The sequence below is a fragment of the Pantoea sp. BR_17 genome (assembly GCF_041955125.1).
Taxonomy (GTDB): domain Bacteria; phylum Pseudomonadota; class Gammaproteobacteria; order Enterobacterales; family Enterobacteriaceae; genus Pantoea; species Pantoea stewartii.
In genome coordinates, this window is the sequence record NZ_JAVAXT010000003.1 from 50,912 (window position 1) to 71,740 (window position 20,829).

14 protein-coding genes are annotated in these 20,829 nt (G+C 54.5%); 6 read left to right on the top strand and 8 right to left on the bottom strand.

The genetic code is table 11. The annotated features are described in order from the left end of the window. Together ssuC and ssuB are read left to right on the top strand one after the other, a co-directional pair. Nucleotides 1–792: an aliphatic sulfonate ABC transporter permease SsuC gene (gene ssuC / locus RAC60_RS06395; protein WP_033737624.1), complete on the top strand. Its 792-nt coding sequence runs from the start codon at nucleotides 1–3 to the stop codon at nucleotides 790–792. Beyond that, nucleotides 789–1,577: an aliphatic sulfonates ABC transporter ATP-binding protein gene (ssuB, locus tag RAC60_RS06400; RefSeq protein ID WP_033737625.1), complete on the top strand. Its 789-nt coding sequence runs from the start codon at nucleotides 789–791 to the stop codon at nucleotides 1,575–1,577. Before ssuC ends, ssuB begins: the two co-directional genes overlap by 4 nt. A gap of 32 nt (nucleotides 1,578–1,609) precedes the next feature. On the opposite strand, the gene pepN is transcribed toward ssuB, so the two are convergent. Next, on the bottom strand, nucleotides 1,610–4,225 hold the full coding sequence (gene pepN / locus RAC60_RS06405) for an aminopeptidase N (protein ID WP_039341279.1): 2,616 nt from the start codon (nucleotides 4,223–4,225) through the stop codon (nucleotides 1,610–1,612). Nucleotides 4,226–4,466: 241 nt separating this feature from the next. Between pepN and pncB the strand changes: the two genes are divergently transcribed. The 4 genes from pncB (at nucleotide 4,467) to RAC60_RS06425 (ending at nucleotide 10,064) form a co-directional block, all read left to right on the top strand. Further along, a complete protein-coding gene (gene pncB / locus RAC60_RS06410; protein WP_039341282.1) occupies nucleotides 4,467–5,672 on the top strand; it encodes a nicotinate phosphoribosyltransferase in 1,206 nt (401 codons plus the stop codon). Nucleotides 5,673–5,829: 157 nt separating this feature from the next. After that, nucleotides 5,830–7,230, top strand: a complete 1,401-nt coding sequence (gene asnS, locus RAC60_RS06415) for an asparagine--tRNA ligase (RefSeq protein ID WP_039341285.1) — start codon at nucleotides 5,830–5,832, stop codon at nucleotides 7,228–7,230. 300 nt (nucleotides 7,231–7,530) lie between these two features. Next, nucleotides 7,531–8,664, top strand: coding sequence for a porin OmpF (ompF, locus tag RAC60_RS06420; protein ID WP_058701020.1), 1,134 nt, complete (start codon nucleotides 7,531–7,533; stop codon nucleotides 8,662–8,664). A 209-nt stretch (nucleotides 8,665–8,873) separates the two neighbouring features. Further along, a complete protein-coding gene (locus tag RAC60_RS06425) occupies nucleotides 8,874–10,064 on the top strand; it encodes an amino acid aminotransferase (RefSeq protein WP_375093043.1) in 1,191 nt (396 codons plus the stop codon). 41 nt (nucleotides 10,065–10,105) lie between these two features. Here RAC60_RS06425 and RAC60_RS06430 read toward each other — a convergent pair whose 3' ends face one another. The 7 genes from RAC60_RS06430 to cmoM form a co-directional block, all read right to left on the bottom strand. Continuing rightward, nucleotides 10,106–10,735: an MBL fold metallo-hydrolase gene (locus RAC60_RS06430; RefSeq protein ID WP_058701021.1), complete on the bottom strand. Its 630-nt coding sequence runs from the start codon at nucleotides 10,733–10,735 to the stop codon at nucleotides 10,106–10,108. Nucleotides 10,736–10,771: 36 nt separating this feature from the next. Continuing rightward, the gene (locus RAC60_RS06435) at nucleotides 10,772–11,323 is read right to left on the bottom strand and encodes a YcbK family protein (protein WP_033737630.1); all 552 of its coding nucleotides are present in this window, start codon (nucleotides 11,321–11,323) and stop codon (nucleotides 10,772–10,774) included. Between the two features lie 187 nt (nucleotides 11,324–11,510). Continuing rightward, nucleotides 11,511–13,325 carry a L,D-transpeptidase gene (gene ldtD, locus RAC60_RS06440; protein WP_058701022.1) on the bottom strand — a complete coding sequence of 605 codons (1,815 nt, stop codon included), beginning with the start codon at nucleotides 13,323–13,325 and terminating at the stop codon, nucleotides 11,511–11,513. A gap of 169 nt (nucleotides 13,326–13,494) precedes the next feature. Then, on the bottom strand, nucleotides 13,495–17,961 hold the full coding sequence (mukB, locus tag RAC60_RS06445) for a chromosome partition protein MukB (RefSeq protein ID WP_375093045.1): 4,467 nt from the start codon (nucleotides 17,959–17,961) through the stop codon (nucleotides 13,495–13,497). Next, nucleotides 17,958–18,683 (bottom strand): chromosome partition protein MukE, encoded by a 726-nt coding sequence (gene mukE, locus RAC60_RS06450; RefSeq protein ID WP_006118636.1) that lies wholly within the window; start codon nucleotides 18,681–18,683, stop codon nucleotides 17,958–17,960. The genes mukB and mukE overlap by 4 nt, the downstream gene beginning before the upstream one ends. After that, nucleotides 18,664–19,986, bottom strand: a complete 1,323-nt coding sequence (mukF, locus tag RAC60_RS06455; protein ID WP_033737632.1) for a chromosome partition protein MukF — start codon at nucleotides 19,984–19,986, stop codon at nucleotides 18,664–18,666. Before mukF ends, mukE begins: the two co-directional genes overlap by 20 nt. Further along, on the bottom strand, nucleotides 19,983–20,774 hold the full coding sequence (gene cmoM / locus RAC60_RS06460) for a tRNA uridine 5-oxyacetic acid(34) methyltransferase CmoM (RefSeq protein ID WP_375093048.1): 792 nt from the start codon (nucleotides 20,772–20,774) through the stop codon (nucleotides 19,983–19,985). The genes mukF and cmoM overlap by 4 nt, the downstream gene beginning before the upstream one ends. Nucleotides 20,775–20,829: the final 55 nt, after the last annotated feature.

Here is a 20,829-nt window from a genome sequence, read left to right on the forward strand (position 1 = left end):
ATGATCCGATTACGTCAATCCTTCTCAGCGGCGCTTGTGCCCTGGCTGTTACCGGTGTTACTGGTCGTGGTCTGGCAGATTGCGTCGCAGACCGGCTGGCTCTCCAGCCGTATCCTGCCGGCACCGGAGAAGATCGTCACCACCTTCTGGCAACTGGCCGCCAGCGGCGAGCTGTGGCGGAATCTGGCTATCAGCAGCTGGCGCGCGCTGCTGGGCTTTAGCATCGGCGGTTCGATCGGGTTAGTGCTGGGATTGATTACCGGCACCTCACGTCTGGGCGAGCGCCTGCTGGATACCTCGGTACAAATGTTACGTAACGTGCCTCATCTGGCGCTTATCCCGCTGGTCATCCTGTGGTTTGGTATCGATGAAACCGCCAAAATTTTTCTGGTGGCGCTGGGCACACTGTTCCCGATTTATCTGAATACGTATCACGGCATTCGCAACGTGGATCGGGGGCTGGTTGAAATGGCACGCAGCTATGGCTTATCGGGCTGGAGCCTGTTTGTGCAGGTGATATTGCCGGGTGCGTTACCGAGCATCATGGTCGGCGTGCGTTTTGGTCTGGGATTAATGTGGCTCACGCTGATTGTGGCTGAAACCATTTCCGCTAACGCCGGGATTGGCTACCTGGCCATGAATGCCCGTGAATTTCTACAAACCGATGTGGTGATGGTCGCCATTATTCTTTATGCCCTGCTGGGGAAACTGGCCGATGTCAGTGCGCTACTGCTGGAACGTGTCTGGTTACGCTGGCATCCGGCTTATCAACATAAGGAGGAAGCAGCATGATTAACTCCGCTATCCCGGCGCGTCTGACGGCCGGTACGCCGGTTGGTGTAAAGGGCGTCAGCAAAAAATATGGCGAGCGTACGATTCTTAATAACATTGACCTGCACATACCGTCTGGACAATTTGTGGCCGTCGTGGGCCGCAGCGGCTGCGGCAAAAGTACCCTGCTGCGTTTGCTGGCCGGGCTGGAAAACAGCACTGAGGGTCAGCTACTGGCCGGCACTGCGCCATTGCACACGGCGCGCGACGAAACCCGTCTGATGTTCCAGGATGCGCGACTGCTGCCCTGGAAAAAAGTGATTGATAACGTGGCACTTGGTCTGCGGGGCAATGCCTGGCGGGAAGCCGCACACGAGGCGCTGGCGGCCGTTGGGCTGGCCGATCGCGCCAGTGACTGGCCTGCCGCCCTGTCTGGCGGTCAGAAACAGCGCGTGGCACTGGCTCGCGCCCTGATTCATCGCCCCGGTCTGCTCCTTCTGGATGAGCCACTCGGCGCGCTCGATGCGTTAACCCGAATTGAGATGCAGGAGCTGATTGAATCACTGTGGCAGCAACACAATTTTACGGTGCTGTTGGTCACTCATGATGTCAGTGAGGCGGTTGCAATGGCGGATCGGGTTCTGCTGATTGAGGAAGGTCGGATTGGGCTGGATTTGCAGGTTGATTTGCCGCGTCCCCGGCGGCGGGGTTCCGCCCGTCTGGCCGAGCTGGAAGCGGAGGTGCTGGATCGGGTGATGCGTCGCAGTGCGGCAGATAAACCGCCGCGCTATGCGCAACAGCGCTGATGAAACGGCGGGCCATGGCCCGCCGTTTTTTATCAGGCGTTAAGCGCCTTGGTAATTTTCTCGTACAGATCGCCCGACAGTTTCTCCAGACCCTGTAGCTGCTCCAGCGCCTGGCGCATCAGCGCCTGACGGCGAGTATCGTAACGTTTCAGACGAATCAATGGCTCAATCATGCGCGACGCAACCTGCGGATTTCGGGTATTTAAATCCGTCAACATCTCGACCAGGAAGCGATAGCCGCTGCCATCTTCGGCATGGAAGGCCGAGGGGTTCCCCGATGCGAAGGCACCGATCAATGAACGAATACGGTTGGGGTTCCCCATGCTGAACGAACGGTGCGACAGCAACCGGCGCACGTTAAGTAACGCATTCTGCGCCGGGCTGGTGGCCTGCAACATAAACCATTTGTCCATCACCAGGCCATCGCGATGCCAGCGATCGTCATAGTCAGCCAGTAAAGCGTCACGGCACGGCAACTGCGCCGCCACGGCGGCCGAGAGTGCCGCCAGGGAATCGGTCATATTATTCGCGCGCTGATACTGTGCCTGAACCAGTTTATCGGCCAGATCCATGTCACCAAACGCCAGATAGTACAGGCAGATGTTTTTCAGTGACCGTTTGCCTGTTTCCGCATGATCAACGTGATAGTCCGCCTGCTGATTGGCGTTATACACGGCAAAGAATTCATCCGCCAGTTCACGCGCCAGCGTACGGACCAACGCTTCGCGCACCAGCGCAATGGCCTGCGGATCGATAATCTCAAACAGCTCGGCAATTTCGTTCTCACTCGGCAACGTCAAAATCAGCGCCGTCAATGCCGGGTCGCTGTCTGCGTCAAGCAGCACGGTGCGGAAAGCATCGGCAACGTGCAGCGGCAGTGACAAATGCTGCCCCTGCTGATGACGCGCAACATTGAGACGTAAATAGGTTGCCAGCAGACTTTGCGCCGCATCCCAGCGGGAAAAATCGTTACTGGCATGGCGCATCAGGAAGGTGAGCTGGGCATCGCTCCACTTATAATCAAGTTTCACAGGTGCGGAGAATTCACGCAGCAGTGACGGCACCGGCTGGAAATAGACGTTATCAAACGTAAACGTCTGGAACTCTTCCGTCACGTTCAGGACGTGATGCACAGGATGGCCATCGCGCTGCAACGGAATCACCTTGCCCTGGCCGTCATACAGTTCGATATCCAGCGGGATGTGTAGCGGCAGCTTTTCTTTCTGATCGGCTGTCGGTGGCGTGTGTTGCGTAACGTGCAACGTGTACTGCTCCAGTTCCGGATTGTAGTCGTCGCGTACCGTGACGGTTGGTGTACCTGACTGGCTGTACCAGCGGCGGAACTGAGACAGATCAACGCCAGACGCGTCTTCCATCGCCTGAACAAAATCATCGCAGGTGGCGGCGCTGCCGTCATGCCGTTTGAAGTACAGTTGCATCCCTTTCTGAAAGTTCTCCTCTCCCAGCAAGGTATGCATCATGCGGATCACTTCCGATCCTTTTTCATACACGGTTAAGGTGTAGAAATTATTCATTTCGATCACCTGATCCGGCCGGATCGGGTGCGCCATCGGACTGGCATCCTCAGCAAACTGCGCGCCGCGCATGATACGGACATTATCGATACGATTAACGGCGCGCGATCCCAGGTCTGAACTGAACTCCTGATCGCGGAAGACGGTCAGGCCCTCTTTGAGGCTCAACTGGAACCAGTCACGACAGGTGACGCGGTTGCCGGTCCAGTTGTGGAAATATTCATGGCCTATCACGGCCTCAATCCCCAGGTAATCCTTATCGGTTGCGGTTTCGGCTTTTGCCAGCACATATTTGGAGTTAAAGATGTTAAGCCCTTTATTCTCCATCGCGCCCATATTAAAGAAGTCCACCGCGACAATCATAAAGATGTCGAGGTCATACTCCAGGCCAAAGCGCTCTTCATCCCACTTCATGCTGTTTTTCAGCGAGGTCATTGCCCAGTCGGCGCGGTCCAGATTGCCTCTGTCAACAAAGATCTCCAGTGCGACATCACGCCCCGAACGCGTGGTAAAGCTGTCGCGCAGCACGTCAAAATCACCTGCCACCAGCGCAAACAGATAGCAGGGCTTCGGGAACGGATCCTGCCATTTAACCCAGTGACGTCCCTGCTCGTCATGACCACTGTCGATACGGTTGCCGTTCGACAACAGGAAAGGATAGCGGTTGCCATCGGCAATGATGGTGGTCGTGAAACGCGCCAGCACATCCGGCCGATCCAGATACCAGGTAATATGGCGGAAGCCTTCGGCTTCACATTGCGTACAAAGTGCCTCACCGGACTTGTACAATCCTTCAAGCGCGCTGTTGCGGTCAGGATGGATGTCATTCACGATTTTCAGCGTGAAACTGTCTGGCAACTGGCTGAGTACCAGTGCGCCTTCTTCCTCTTTATAAGCCGTCCAGGCCTGGCCATTAACTTCCAGCGAGATCAGGGTCAGATCTTCACCGTCCAGACGCAATTCAGCCCCGTTATCACCCTGGCGTTTAACCTGACTGATGGCCGTGACGCGCGTGGTCGACTCATCCAGTTCAAAGGTTAAATCAATATCGGTGATGGTATAATCGGGAGCCCGGTAATCGTGGCGATATTTTATTTTTGGCTGCTGCGTCATATTTCGTCTCGCAATGAATAGTTTACCCGTCAAAGTCTAAGCCTGATGCGTTAAGCTTGCCATGCGTAATGCATGTCGTGGGCAAAATGGCTACACTTTCTTAACAATGACACAATTCGGCCTCGACTCGCTATCCTGAAATATGCTGTGATCGCCGTCTGTTAGTGATTTATACTTTTGCGTCTTTGTGACGTTTAATACACCGGGCTCTGCGCCACCGAACAGGATGCCGAAACGCGCCATGACAGGACATGCTTCCCCGATACTGACTTCGCTGCTGGATACTGACGCGTATAAGCTTCATATGCAGCAAGCCGTCTTCCACCGCTACTATGATGTTACGGTAGCGGCGGAGTTTCGCTGCCGCAGCGATGAGTTACTGGGTTTTTATGCTGACGAAATCCGTGCAGCGATCAGTGCCATGCAGACGCTGGCGCTGACCGACGCCGAATATGCCTGGTTATCTGACCTCCCCTTCTTTGCTGACGACTACCTTAACTGGCTGCGCAATTTTCGCTATGACCCCCAGCAGGTCGACGTGCAAAATCACAACGGCAAGCTGGCCATCCGAATTCAGGGGCCCTGGCGTGAGGTCATCATGTGGGAAGTTCCCCTGTTGGCTTTGATCAGCGAAGTGGTGCATCGCCATCGTACACCACACACCGGCAGTCAGCAGGCCGTGGACTTTCTGCACCAGAAACTGGCGACGTTTAAAACGCAAATTGCGGATACCGATATGTCACGTTTTCGGTTGATGGATTTTGGTACCCGTCGCCGCTATTCCCGGTCGGTGCAGGAAGCCATTGTCAGTACGCTGAAGCAGGACTTTCCCTGGCTGATGGGCACCAGCAACTATGATCTGGCCCGCCGTCTTGAACTGACGCCTGTCGGCACGCAGGCGCACGAATGGTTTCAGGCTTTTCAGCAAATCAGTCCGGTGCTGGCGAACAGCCAGCGGGCCGCGTTACAGGCCTGGCTGGATGAATATGATGACAAACTGGGTATTGCGTTAACGGACTGCATCGCTATGGACGCCTTCCTGCGCGACTTCGGCCCGGTCTTCGCCCGCCGTTACCAGGGTTTACGCCATGATTCGGGCGATCCGGTTGAATGGGGTGAAAAAGCCCTGGCGCATTATCAGCAACTGGGCATAGATCCACAGAGTAAAACCCTGGTGTTCTCCGACAACCTGAATCTGGATAAAGCGCTGGCGCTCTATCGCCACTTTGGTCAGCGTACTCACGTGGTGTTTGGCATTGGCACCCGACTGACCTGCGATATTCCCGGCGTGACGCCACTCAATATTGTCATTAAGCTGGTGCAGTGTAACGGGAAGCCGGTTGCCAAGCTGTCAGACAGTCCGGGCAAAACCATTTGTCAGGATAAAGCCTTCGTCAGAGCCTTGAGAAAAGCCTTTGACCTGCCGCTGGTAAAAAAAGCCAGCTAAGCGCTATGTGACTGGGGCGCTCTGCGCCCCGCTTTCCTGGCAATAAATCTGCCCTTCCCCCTGAATTTTGCTTGTTTCCTGTTGACTCGCAAGTAACATAGCAACACCCCAGTCTGGGGAATTCATTCACACACTTCTTCTATATAGAGAGATATTTATGAGCGTAGTGCCTGTAGCGGATGTACTGCACGGTCGCGTCGCGGTTGACAGTGAAGTCACCGTACGTGGTTGGGTACGTACCCGAAGAGATTCAAAAGCCGGTCTGTCCTTTATCGCCGTGTATGACGGCTCCTGCTTTAATCCCGTTCAGGCCGTCGTCAATAATTCTCTGAATAATTACCAGGACGAAGTGCTGCGCCTGACTACCGGCTGCTCCGTCATTGTCACCGGTACCGTTGTGGCATCTCCGGGGCAGGGGCAGGCGTTTGAAATCCAGGCGACAAAGCTGGAGGTGGTAGGCTGGGTGGAAGATCCCGACAGCTATCCTATGGCGGCCAAACGTCACAGCATTGAGTATTTGCGTGAAGTCGCCCACCTGCGTCCACGCACGAACCTGATTGGTGCCGTAGCCCGTGTTCGTCACACGCTGGCGCAGGCGCTGCACCGTTTCTTCCATGAGAACGGCTATTTCTGGGTTTCTACGCCGCTGATTACCGCTTCCGATACCGAAGGTGCGGGTGAAATGTTCCGCGTATCAACGCTGGATCTGGAAAACCTGCCGCGTGACGATCAGGGCAAAGTCGACTTTTCAGAAGACTTCTTTGGTAAGGAAGCTTTCCTTACGGTATCCGGCCAGCTCAACGGCGAAACCTACGCCAGTGCGCTGTCAAAAATTTATACCTTTGGCCCCACCTTCCGGGCCGAAAACTCCAACACCAGCCGTCATCTCGCCGAATTCTGGATGCTGGAGCCGGAAATAGCCTTCGCCTCCCTGGATGATGCGGCCGATCTGGCGGAAGCCATGCTGAAGTATGTATTTAAAGCCGTCCTGGAAGAACGTGCAGACGACATGGCGTTCTTTGCCGAGCGCGTTGATAACGACGCCATCGCTCGTCTGGAGCGCTTTGTTACCACAGACTTTGCGCAGGTCGACTATACCGATGCCGTCGAGATTCTGATGAACTGCGGCCAGACGTTTGAGAACCCTGTCTCCTGGGGCATTGATTTGTCTTCTGAGCATGAGCGTTACCTGGCGGAGAAACACTTTAAAGCGCCTGTCGTTGTGAAAAACTACCCGAAAGACATCAAAGCGTTCTACATGCGCCTTAACGAAGACGGTAAAACCGTGGCCGCGATGGATGTGTTAGCGCCTGGCATTGGTGAAATTATCGGCGGTTCACAGCGTGAAGAGCGTCTGGATGTACTGGATGCGCGTCTGGAAGAGATGGGGCTGAAAAAAGAGGATTACTGGTGGTATCGTGATCTGCGTCGCTATGGCACCGTTCCCCATTCCGGATTCGGATTAGGTTTCGAACGTTTAATCGCCTATGTCACAGGCGTACAAAATGTAAGAGATGTTATTCCATTCCCACGTACGCCACGTAATGCGAGCTTCTGATTTTCAGCATTTAATATAAGAAATTCATATATATAAAGAGGTCGGCTTCGCCGGCCTTTTTTTATTTTTGTAAATTTTGATATGACTCACAAAGTTCCGTTATTTTTACATTTAGAAATACATTTTTTATCTTTGAAACAAGATTACGACTTTTGTAGCATTTTCGCAGTAGAATTACCCGATGGGGGATGGAAAGATGCGTGCAGACACAGGAGACACCAAACTTCTTTCAAGGTTCATGTAAAGATTTCTTGACGGCAGTGGCAGGTGTCCAAATAACTCCAATGAGGGTAATAAATAATGATGAAGCGCAACATTCTGGCAGTGGTTATCCCTGCTCTGCTCGCCGCTGGCGCAGCCAATGCAGCAGAAGTTTATAACAAAGACGGCAATAAGCTGGACCTGTACGGTAAAGTGGATGCACGTCACCAGTTCTCTGATAACTCAGGTGATGACGGCGATCAGACTTATATTCGCTTCGGCTTCAAAGGCGAAACCAAGATCAATGACCAGATGACTGGTTACGGTCAGTGGGAATACAACATCCAGGGTAATAACTCTGAAGGTTCTGACGCGCAGAGCGGTAACAAAACCCGTCTGGGCTTTGCGGGTCTGAAATTCGGCGATGCCGGCTCAATCGACTACGGCCGTAATTACGGTGTGGTTTATGATGCAATCGGCTGGACCGATATGCTGCCAGTATTTGGTGGCGACTCAGGCTACACAGATAATTTCATGAACGGTCGTAACGGCGGTCTGCTGACCTACCGCAACACCAATTTCTTTGGTCTGGTAGATGGCTGGAATTTTGCGCTTCAGTATCAAGGCAAAAACGATCGTACCGATCCTCGTCGTGCTAATGGCGACGGCTACGGTATTTCAACCTCGTACACCTCTCCGATCGGCGTGGGTATCGTAGGTGCCTATAGCAGCAGCGATCGTACCAATACCCAGTCTGACGGTTCCGTAAGTAACAACAACGCAGTAACCGCTCGTGGCGCTGGCGTTGGTGCTGGTAAGCATGCAGAAAACTGGGCAACTGCGCTGAAATATGACGCTAACAATGTATACCTGGCAGCGATGTACGGTGAAACCCGCAACTCTACACCAATCAGCGGTGTGTTCAACGTAAACGGCCAGACATTTAGCGGTGATGCATTCGCTAACAAAACTCAAGAAATCGAGCTGGTTGCACAGTACCAGTTTGACTTCGGTCTGCGTCCTTCACTGGCTTACGTTCAGTCTAAAGGCAAAGACATTGAAGGTATCGGCGATGCGGATATCTACAAATACTTCGATGTGGGCGCAACCTACTACTTCAACAAAAACATGGCCACCTACGTTGATTATAAAATCAACCAGCTGGACAAAAACAACCCACTGGGCATTCCTAACGACGACGTAGTCGGCCTGGGTGTGGTTTACCAGTTCTAAGTTTGTTGATGCAGTACAAAAAACGGAGCTTCGGCTCCGTTTTTTATTGCCTTTATTCAGCGCAGCCGATACGTGGCCCCCTTCTCCCTATAAGTACCGGTAATTCTGCCGACCGGACAATGAATTTTATCGCAAACGGTTGGCATTTCGCCGTGCTGACGTTAACCTGATGCTTCATTTGCTAAAGTTCACGCTACTGGACCCGACTCATGTTTGAATCGATCTCTGCTGCACCTGCCGATCCTATCCTTGGCCTGGCCGATCTGTTTCGTGCCGATGACCGCCCGAATAAAATTAATCTCGGTATTGGCGTTTATAAAGATGAAACCGGGAAAACCCCGGTGCTCACCAGCGTTAAAAAAGCAGAGCAATATCTGCTGGAAAACGAGACCAGCAAAAATTACCTGAGCATTGACGGTCTGCCGGATTTCGCACACTGCACTCAGGAATTGTTATTTGGTAAAGGCAACGCCCTGATTTCGGCGGGCCGCGTACGTTCCGCGCAGACGCCAGGCGGGACAGGTGCACTGCGTGTCGCTGCGGATTTTCTGGCCACGCAGACGTCGGTGAAGCGCGTATGGGTCAGCAACCCGAGCTGGCCGAACCATAAAAACGTGTTTAACGCCGCGGGTCTCGAGGTGTGTGAATACTCGTATTATGATGCGGTCAACCATACGCTGGACTTTGACAGCATGCTGGCCTCGCTGAAAGAGGTTAAAGCCGGTGATGTGGTGCTGTTCCACGGCTGCTGCCATAACCCAACCGGTATCGATCCGACAGCAGAGCAGTGGCAACAGCTGGCTGCGCTTTCCAAAGCCAATGACTGGTTGCCGCTGTTTGACTTCGCCTATCAGGGCTTTGCCCGTGGGCTGGAAGAAGATGCAGCAGGTCTGCGCCTGTTTGCGGCCAGCCATCAGGAGCTGATTGTGGCCAGTTCCTATTCCAAAAACTTTGGTCTGTATAATGAACGCGTGGGTGCGATTACGCTGGTGGCGAGCGATGCAGCCACGGCCGATACCGCCTTCAGTCAGGTGAAGTACACGATTCGCGCGAACTACTCTAACCCACCGTCACACGGTGCGGCAGTGGTGGCAACCATCCTGGGAAATGACGCGCTCCGTACCATCTGGCAGCAGGAGTTGTCCGATATGCGTCAGCGTATCCAGCGCATGCGTCAGCTGTTTGTGAATACGCTGGCGGAAAAAGGGGCGCAGCAGGATTTCAGCTTTATCATTAAGCAGAACGGTATGTTCTCGTTCAGCGGGCTGACCAAAGATCAGGTCATTCGTCTGCGTGAAGAGTTTGGCGTATATGCGGTGAACTCAGGCCGGGTGAACGTGGCCGGGATGACGCCCGATAATATGTCTGCCCTGTGTGAAGCGATTGTCGCCGTGCTGTAATCCTGTCCTTATGAAAAAAATGGGCCTGACTGGCCCATTTTTTATTGCAGAAAAGGATTCGTCAGACGTTCACGACCTAAAGTGGATAGCGGACCGTGACCGGGCAAAAACGTCACATCATCTCCCAGCGGCAACACTTTGTTTTTGATGGCATCAATCAGATGCTGATGGTTACCCTGCGGAAAGTCGGTGCGTCCTACACCACCGTTAAAGATCACATCACCGGAAACCAGTAAACGCCCCTGTCGGTCAAAAAACACGATATGACCTGGCGTATGACCAGGACAGTGCAGAACCTCAAGATTAACCTGACCAACCTGAACAGTGTCCCCCTCTTCCAGCCAGCGATCGGGCGTAAGCGGCGCGCAGTACTCAAGTCCAAACATCTGGCTCTGCGTGGGCAATGCCTCAAGCCAGAACGCATCCTGTTTGTGCGGGCCTACCAGTGGTATGTTCCAGCAGGCCGCCAGTTCCGCCGCGGCCCCGACATGATCAAGATGACCATGCGTCAGCAGGATCTGGCCAGGCGTTAAATCAAGCTGTTTCAGCGTTTGCCTGATTGTATCGGCGTCACCACCCGGATCCACTATCGCAGATTCACGTGTGGTGTCGCACCAGATAACCGAACAGTTCTGCGCGAAGGCGGTAACGGGGATAATGTGATAATTCATAACGCTCCATGGTCGGCACCCGCAGCGTTGCCGACGTTACGACCAGTGCCTGACCGGACCGGTATCAATATGTACAAAGTTGCTGCTGGGGTAATATCCTACACCACCCGCCCGCATTTTTAACGCGGCTTTCCGGACATTCGCCAGACTAATCCCCTCAATATGGAAATCCATCGCCTGACCTTTGGTGTGGTAGCTGTGTTTTGCGACACCAGGACCAGATTCGCGCAGCATATTATTGGTGGCCAGAGTGCGGTAGCCCGAGATCAGCTGAACGGGCTTACGCGTTTCCAGCAGCGCCTGGAGGCGGTAGAGCTGATCGAAAAGGTGGGGATCGATACTTTTGATTTTATTGGCGCGGTAGTCACGGAAAAAATGGTTAAGACGCGATAACTCGCTCTTGTCGTAACTTTTACCGTTGAAGAATTCTGTTTTGAGGGTTTCACCCGTGTGAAGGTTATTCAGCGTTAAGACGCGCGGTCGTGACGTAGAGAGTGAAGCCATCGCTGACGTCGGCAACAAAGCCAGTCCCGCAGCGGCACTTCCGCAAAACAACAGTTTGCGACGGACAGAATCAATTGTAGACATGAAGCGTTTTACCTGAGAACAGAGCCAATGACACGTGCAAAAAACGCACTGGCGGAACCATAACTTTCTCGCGGTAGCACGTCAACCCATGTCTGGCAAGTTTGGAAGACGGCGCCTCATCGGAGACACCGCCTTTCTCAGGTCATCTTCCCGTGCGCAATGCGCACTTACGGTTAAAAATCAACCGTTAGAGGAGCAACTGCTGCGCGCGACTCAGCACCAGACTCCCGGAACGGGCAGTATTATCATAATTGTAAATATCTGTACGAAACTGCGTTTTACCATCATCCGCGACCCAGGCGGTTAAATAATACAGGTTAACCGGTATCCGATGGCGAATAGGCACATAGCGCGTATCACCCTGTTTTAACGTCCCTGAGATACGGGCATCATTCCAGCCTACATCCTGCAGCAGAATGCCCGCCAGTTCTGACGCTTTGTTGACCCGCACGCAGCCCGAGCTGAGTGCGCGAATATCACGCTGGAACAGATTATGATTGGGCGTGTCGTGCAAATAGATAGCATCTGAACTGGGCATATTAAATTTGAAACGGCCCAGTGAATTGGTCTGCCCCGGCGCCTGACGAATTCGGTACGGGAACGACGAGGCAGACACCATGCTCCAGTCGATCATGGTGGGATCGATCACCTCCGCATCCGCACTCCAGCCCGACAGCAGGGTATATCCGTGCTTATACAGGTACGTCGGGTCCTGTTTCACTTTTGGAATGATGTCCTGGCGCACCAGCGTGGTAGGCACATTCCAGGGCGGATTCAGCACCACGTTGTTGAGCGCGCTGCGCATCAGTGGCGTTTTACGGTCTGGCCGGCCCACAATCACCCGCGATGTCAGCACCCGGGTGCCGTTGTTGTAATAATTCAACGAGTAATTGGGAATGTTGACCATAATGCCGTTGTGCATATCATCCGGCAGCAAACGCAGGCGTTGAATGTTCAGCGCCAGCAGGGCGGCACGTTGCTGAGGTGACACATTCAGCCATTCACGTGTACGCGGACCAATGGCTCCATCCGCGTCCAGCCCCTGCCACTGTTGAAAGCGTTTTACCGCTGCGACCAGATTATCGTCATAGACATTGACGCCACTTGTCGCCGTAGGTGCCACTTGTACGTTGTCCGGCGCGCCTGGCGGTGGCGGCGGAATAGCGTTCACGGCAACGGCAGACGGGCTGACCGCGACAGGTTCACTGTGGCTGACCGTAACTGGCGCCGTAGGAACCGCATCGTCATTCGGTGCAGGTGCCGTCGTCTGTGCACTTAACATACCGCTGCGCCGCAGGATTTCCCGCAGTGCCGGTACATCATCACTGACCTGACCGGGCCTTACCGTGTCGCGATTTTTGATTTGCGGCCACGGCTGTTTATCGTTAAGCAGGTTTATTAACGCTTTGTGCATTAAGGGATACTGCGGATGTTGCGGTTCCAGCGAATTCACAAAGGCCGCTGCCCGCCCCGCATTCACGGCGTTTTGCCAGGCATTAATGACGGACACCGACGGCACCGCCAACTTATAGGGCACCGTACTGTAGAGCCACGTTTCCCCCTGGGCGGGAACCGATGAGACAAACTGCAGATAACCCAGCATGGCATCGGACAGTGTCACATCGCGGGCGAATCCGGTAATGGATGGATCGGTCAAACGCTCCACCCACCGGGTAAATTGTGGCTGGACGCCGGATAACGCTACCTCAGCCAGCTGCTGCTGAAACTTCTGCACGGCGTCATGATCCTGCCAGATCGGTTGCATATTTCGCGCGGCATACAGGGCGGCCAGTGAAGCACCGTAAAAAGGCTGACTGTCACTGGCAAACGCCTGGCGAATTTTTTGCTGACTGGCAGAAACAGAGGTGCTGGCCTGGGTCGAATGGACACCGGGCATGGCCGCGATGATAGCCGCCTGGGACGACACGCACGGACTCAGGGCAAGTGCCAGCACCAGCCATGAACTAACCTGATGAATTGTTAAGCCTTTATTCAGTAACATCCCTGCCCCCTTCATTAATCTACCGCGCAGCCTGAGAGGAAAAAGCTGCAATCGGGCTGTTACTCATATGACTGAGTATACAAACAAAAACGGCATTTGCCTCCTGCGACAAATGCCGTTACCAGATTAACCAATGGCGCTGTTTTTGACTATCTTTGCCGCACGAATATTATGTCGTCGTTTCACTGGCCGAATCGGCTTCACTGCCGCGTTTGGCAGGCAGCGGATCGGCGGCGAAACCCCGTAATCCCACGACATGAACGTGTTCCGTGTTGTTAAACACCTTACGCATCAGTTTGTAGGTCGTGCCCTTCTCAGGACTGATGTTCTCAGGTGCAGCGATGACCAGTTGCATCTCCAGGCGCTCACAGAGTTCAAACAGCGTGGCGATTGAACGCGCATCCAGACGGGCGGCTTCATCCAGGAACAGCAAGCGGCAGGGTGAGATATCTTTCCCACGCAGACGGCGTGATTCCTCTTCCCAGCTCTGCACGACCATGACCAGGATTGACATACCGGTACCAATCGCTTCACCGGTAGAGAGCGCACCACTTTCTGCACGCAGCCAGCCATCGGAGCCACGATTCACCTCGACTTCCATCTCCAGGTAGTTACGGTAATCCAGCAGTTCTTCACCAATTGTCTGCGGCGTGCGCTGTCCCATATCGATCTGTGGATTGAGGCGTTGATACAGTTTTGCCAGCGCTTCCGAGAAGGTCAGTCGGTTGCTGTTAAACAGATCCTGATGCTGTTCATGCTCCTCGGACAAGGTATCGAGCAGCATCGCGTGTGTTTCCCGCACGTTCACGTTGAGCCGCACGCTGCGCACCTGTCCAAAGCTGACGGTCTGTAACCCCTGGTTCAGCTGGCGAATACGGTTCTGTTCACGCTGAATCGTTTTGCGAATAATGTTCGCCACGCTGCGTGAACTGATGGCCAGCGTTTGCTCGCGGGCAGTCAGCTCTTCCGTCAGACGGTTCAGCTCGATTTCCATCTGTTCGATGGCTTCAACCGGATCGTCGGTACGGATAATGTCCTGACGGATACGTTCGCGCAGATGCTGATACACGGCGATAAAGAACTGAATTTTACGCTCTGGCCGTTTGGGATCTTCCGACAGGCGCAGCACATCGCGCAGGTGTTCGTTATCCGCCACCGCCAGGCGCAGCGCACCGAGTGCCTTATCCGACATTGAACGCAGCTCATCCGCGCTCAGGTAAGCCAGCTCCCGACGATGCAGACGCCGCTCCACGCCATTGTCCTTCACCAGACGCAGCACCATGCACCAGCCTGCTTTGGCACTGACCACCTGTTCGCGGATCTGATGATAGTTGCGCTCAAGCTGGCGCAGCTTCTTCTGCAGATTGTCCATTTCGGCTTCGCAGAAGGTGAGCTGTTTCTCCAGCTGGTTACGACGGGCACGATTGTGACTAAGCGCGGTATAAAGCTCGTCACGGCGGATACGGGCGCGTTCTTCCGCGCTGGCATCGGCCTGCACACCGATATCCTGCATCTCCTGCTGCAACTCTTTCAGCATGTCGCGTTTGGCGTCATAAGCGCTTTTCAGCGATGCCAGCACCTGAGAATACTGGGTCAGCTGCGACTGATGGGCGCGCAGGCGCTCACGGCAGCGGCTGCGCTCCGCTTCCGCCTGCTCCAGACGCTGGCGCAGCTTATCACTCAGATCGGTGTTGCCACCGAGCATACTGGCCGAGTCGTCATAGCTGAAGTGGGCGCGACGCTGTACCACCTCGGTCAGCGCAAAAGCCTGCTGACGCGCGCGCTGCTGCTGCTGCTGTGCATGCTGGTAATCTGCCTGCAACTGATCGTGCTGTTCCGGATCGCTCTGCAGCACCGCCAGCATCGGTTCAAGTTTGGCCAGCTTTGCCCCATGCTGATGGAGGAAGCGTGCGGCTTCCTGCGCGTCTTCCACCTGCTCACGGATCTCTTCACAACGGTCTGCCAGCGTGTCGTCCAGTAACAGATTCACGCGCGGCAACAGGCGGTTAAGCTGCGCAACGCCCTCTTTGGCCAGGTCAAACTGCTGACGTTGCTGCTGATTGTTGCTTTCATGTTGGTTGAGCGCACGTTCCAGCTCACCCCGACGGGCGCCAAGCTGACGAATCTGCGCTTCGGGATCGTCATCAAAGGCGACCGCCAGATGGCTACCGATAAAACGGCTGAATGACTGATGAAGCCGCTGCGTCTTTTGAACGTCAAACGACAGGGTGGCATACCGTTCCGCCAGACGATCGCGTTCGTTATTGAGCAACTCCAGCTGGTTTTCGCGTGCCGCCCGGCCGAAAAGCGGGATTTTAGGGAAGCGGGAATAGCGCCACTGGCGCTCGGCCACCTTGACCACGACGGCATTTTGTAACTCGTCGACGCTGAACACGCTGTCATCAAAAGATTGCGGATCGCCCTCGATCAAATAGAGATCTTCCGGGCACTCTTCCAGGCCATCCAGTTGCTCACGCACCAGCGAAAGATCGGGCACCACAATGGCGTGACGTGACGGGCCGTACAGGGCGGAGAAGTAAGGCGCATCGTCGAGCGTGACATCGTCATAAATTTCAGACAGCAGCACACCGCCAAAGCGTTCGGCCAGCTGGTTCAGTCGCGGATCTTCCGCACCGCCCGGCTGGCTCAAGCGCTCAATCTTCTGCTCAATTTCACGTTTCCTTGCGGCCACTTCATCACGTTCAACAGTGGTTTCACGTTCCCGCTCCAGCAGCTGCTGCATGTATTCCGTAACGTCCTGGCTGCTGGTCAACGCCTGACCGGTTTGCTCGCTGAGCTGCGTCAGGATTTCTTGCGCAGCCAGCCAGTGCGGCGCACGCGCGGTCAACGTCGCGATGCGCTGACGGAGCTGTTCCAGCTCCTGACGCATCAACATACGCTGTTCGCCCGCATCGGCAACGCTGCTGTTCAGCTGCTCGATTTGGGCTTCCAGTTCACGCTGCAATCCTTCCAGCGCATCAGGCTCATATTGCTGCCCCTGACGCTTGCAGAATTCCGCCAGCAGACGTTCTGCCTCCTGCTGCTCGCGCAGGCGCTGTTCAAGTTCGCTCAGACGCAGGCGCAGTGAAGCAAGCTGATCGGCGTGGTGACGCTGATTGCTAGCATCACGCAGGAGATCGCGCCCGACTTGCCAGGCCTCTTTACGGCTGACCTCACCGGCAATGCTGGTCACCAGCGATAAGGCCTGTTCAAACTGACTGTGCGCCGCTTCGGCCACACTCAGTTTCTGCTCCAGGCGCAACAACTGCCCGGTTGCTTCTTCTTCTTTGGCCTGGAAGCTGGCCTGCCATTCCGCCGCGTTGTCAATGTTCAGCTCAGGCAATTCACACAGCGAACGCGCACGTTCCAGAGCCTGTAACGCCTGCTGATACTGAATGGCACGGGTTTGCTGCACGTCCAGCGCCTGCTGAAAATCGGCCAGCTGACTTTTCAGCTCATCCACTTCCAGTTCGGCCGCTTCAGCACGGGCTTCATTTTCTTCCTGGATTTCACGCGCTTCGGCCACGACTTCACTCTGTTCTTCCAGGCGAAGTGTCAGATCCTCGATATCACTGTCATAACGGGTAATTTTTTCCTGCTGGCGCATTGCCGTCTGCACCAGATTCAGGTGATCGCTGGCCGCCTGATAATCGATTTCAAGATCGTTCTCTGCCCCGCTGTGTTCAGCCAGCTCTCGTGCCATTTCCACGTGGCGATACTGCTCCGACGCCAGCTGCTTGCGGCTGGTGAACAGTTCATTGCGCAGCTGTAGTGCGCTATCCAGGTGGATGCGTCGTTCATTGGCATGACGCATATAGTCGGCCGATACATAGCTGGTGGCTTCAGAAATCAGGTGCTTAAACAGATCGCGATCAGACTGGGTTACGCGGATCGCTTCCAGCGTCATACGGTTCTCGCGCAGCGCAGCTTCCATGTCCTGGAACGCTTTACGCACGCCACTGTTTTCAGGCAACAGATAATCGCGCAGAGAACGGGTGATGGCGCTGGAGATACCGCCGTACAGAGAGGCTTCAATCAGGCGATAAAACTTACTGCGGTCGCTGGCGGTACGCAGACGACGCGGCACAATCCCCAGATCAAACATCATCGCGTGATAGTCCGTTACCGAGCTGTACTGCCGATACTGGACACCTTCCAGCGCCTCGACGCGTTCTTTGACCTCATTAAGCGGTAACACGCGCGCCTGACGGCTGTTCAGAATTTCCGTGAGCATGTCTGTGGGCAGCGTATCCGTGGGCAGGCCATGGATACTAAAGGGCTTGATATCAACCTTTTTGTCACGTCCTGCCACCTGCTGTAACCGGACCCCGACCACCACACGTTGATGGCGTGAGTTCACTACGTCCAGCATCGCGTAGCAGACGCCTGCCCGCAGTTTACCGTGCAGGCCTTTATCGCGTGAGCCTGAGGTTGCGCCCGCTTCGGTGGTGTTACGGAAATGCAGCAGGGTTAAGTCAGGAATCAGCGCCGTGACAAAGGCTGCCATTGTGGTGGACTTACCTGCCCCGTTCCCGCCCGACAGCGTGGTGACCAGTTCATCCAGATCAAAGGTTCGGGCAAAAAACCCGTTCCAGTTGATCAGGGTTAGCGAACGAAATTTGCCGCGTTCAATCATGCCTGCTCTTCCTCCGCGATATCACCCGCATCGCTGTCATTCTCTTCACTGTCATCAGCCTCTGTGGCTGCCGTCGTGTTGTCCAGCAACATCGCTTCGCCATCGCGGATCAGGCGCAGTTGCGCTTCACGCGCATCATCACCGCTACGGACATCGGCACCAAAGCGGAAGACAGACTCGGTAATACGAAACTTGCTGCTGTCGTTGCCAAAAAACCACACCATGCCCAGACGGCGCAGGCGGCTTAAGGACGCACGCATTTTTTCCTGTAACTTAGCCCGATCGAGATCCGACCCGGTTGAACGCTGGTTAACCAGCTTCAGCAGCTTGCTTTCGTCCGCCAGGGACAGCAGTTCATCATAGAGTTCCTGTTGCGTGAAAATGCCTTCATTCGCCAGGCGTTCCGGGCTGAGATACAGATAGCAGAGGATTTTCCCGACCATCATGTCCAGTTCGGAAAGCACGGAACGGGGAATCAGCGTGGTTGAGCGTGGACGCAGATAGAAAAAGCCCTCTGGAGCACGAATCAGCTCAACGTTGTAGCGCGTGTAAAACTCTTCCAGATACTGCTGGTAATCCATCAGAAAAGCGTGGTTATCCAGCTCTTCAATGCCAATATGGCGACCGGCACGTAACTGGCTGTCCAGCGCCGGAAAAATCGGATTTGCCAGTGCCTGTGCCAGCTTAACCGGCATCACTTGTTCAATATTTGTCGATGACATGTGCCTGCACCTTGGCTCCGTAATCATTAATGGCTTGCCATTCCACAGGCAAACCGGCTAAATCGGCTTCCGCTACACCTAATCGCACCGCCTGGTCCACGACAATGCGCGCAAGGTCGAAGTGACGCGCGCGCGGGTACTGGGCCAGATAGTCGCGCATGACGGCGGCGAGGTTAAGCGGTTTTTGCTGCGTTTTATAAATCGTTAAGGCTTCTTCGATCATGGCCGCCAGCTGCTCGCGAATTTCATTAAATTCTTCGAACTCCAGTTCAGCAGGTAATTCGCCCATCACTTCGTCATTACGCAGCGTCAGCTCATCGTCACGCATATCGTAAAGACGTTCGGCATTGGCATAAGTCAGCGCCCAGGGTGAGTCAAAATAGTTCTGTACGGATACGCGCAGGCGCTGGGCAAAAACACGGTTTTTGTCCATGTCGATAGCGGTGCGGATAAATTTATGCACGTGGCGGTCATAACCAATCCACAGGTCAATGGCCTGCTGTCCCCAACTGGTGATGCGGTCGAGTTTACTTTGCAGATCGAACACCAGTTTATCGACGAAGCCCAAATCCGGGCTGTCCAGCGTCGCATCCTGAATACGCAGCAGATTTTCCTGGAGTTTGTCACCAGCCGCTTCCAGCGTATCCTGCAATTCACGCAGCGTACCGGAAGTTTCCGACAGTAACATTTCACAGCTTGAAATCGCGGCGCGCCAGTCTTTATTCAGTAGCTCCGCAATATCCGCTTTCACCGCCTGCTGCTGCTCATCCATCAGGCGTTGCGTCATATCAATGCTGTCGAAGATTTCGGCTACGGAGTATTTCAGCGGCGCGAATACGTTACGATGCCAGTGAAATTCATCGCCATTCTCCTGCGCCGCGTCGGCGGCACGCTTAAGTTCAGCGGCAACGATGGAAAGCTGCATGGAAAGCCGCAGCGTGGAGAACTCGCGCTGGCGGATATAGTAATCCGTGATGCCGATGGCCAGCGGCGTCAGACGATAAATTGCATTGCCTTCAGTTAATTCACTGGTGAAACGGTTCAACAGGCGCTGACGCACCATATCATTGATGGCGTTGTTGGCCCGCACCAGTACGGTTTCGCTGGTTTGTTCAAACGCTTTGCTGACATGACGAAACGCATCGACCAGGTCACCTTCACTCATTTCTCCGTCCATGCGCTCGCCATTCAGCGTGGCGATGGCCAGCAAAAAAGCCAGACGTTCAACGGGCAGCGCAAGGGAGAAGTCGTTCTTGCGCGCCCAGGATACCAGCTCCGGTACCGTCTGGGAAAATTCACTCATAATTCGTCCTTCTGCCCGGGTTTGCGCGCGGTCACGTGGATGTAACGCCCTAAGCTTAAAAAGGGTTCCTGACGGCAAAAACGCCGCTCCATCTCAATGATTTCGTCGTCGCTTTTTGGCTCGCCTTTAGGCGGCTTCATATAGTCGCTGAACACCCGAATCCCGGCACGCTGTTCAATCTGGAAACCGCAGGCCTGTAACCAGCGTGACACATCGTCAGGATCGCGCGGAAAGTCCGGTGACAGCGTGCGCTTCTTACGCTTGGTTAAGTTGGTACGAAGGTAACCCAAATTGCCCAGCGTCAGGGTGCGTAATGTTAACCCATGCAGGTTATAAAACATCAATGACAGCACGCCTCCCGGCCGCAATGTATCAAACAGGGCTTTCAGCACGGTTTCCGGTTCAGCGACCCATTCAAGCACAGCGTGAAACAATACCAGATCCACCGGCTTATCCAAATGTTCACCGACCTGCTGCGCGCTAATTTGTTTGAATTGCATGTTATGGCTCACACCCAGCGCATCCGCATTTTCCTGGGCACGCCGCAACATTTCACCTGAGAGGTCGCACAGCAGAATCTGATGGCCCCGCGCGGCCAGTCCACTGGAAATTTGCCCAATGCCACCGCCCGCATCCAGCACGTTCAGTGAGGGAGACGAGGACGTCAGGCTGGGAAGCAAGGCTTCAAGCTCATCCCAGACGATTGCCTGACGCACCCGGCCTTTGGTGGTGCCGTAAATATTTTGCGAAAATTTATCCGCGAGATCGTCAAAGTTACGATCCTGCATGGCATGGACTCCGGTATGCTGCGGTAAAACGTATGCTATTTTGTCACAGGTGCCG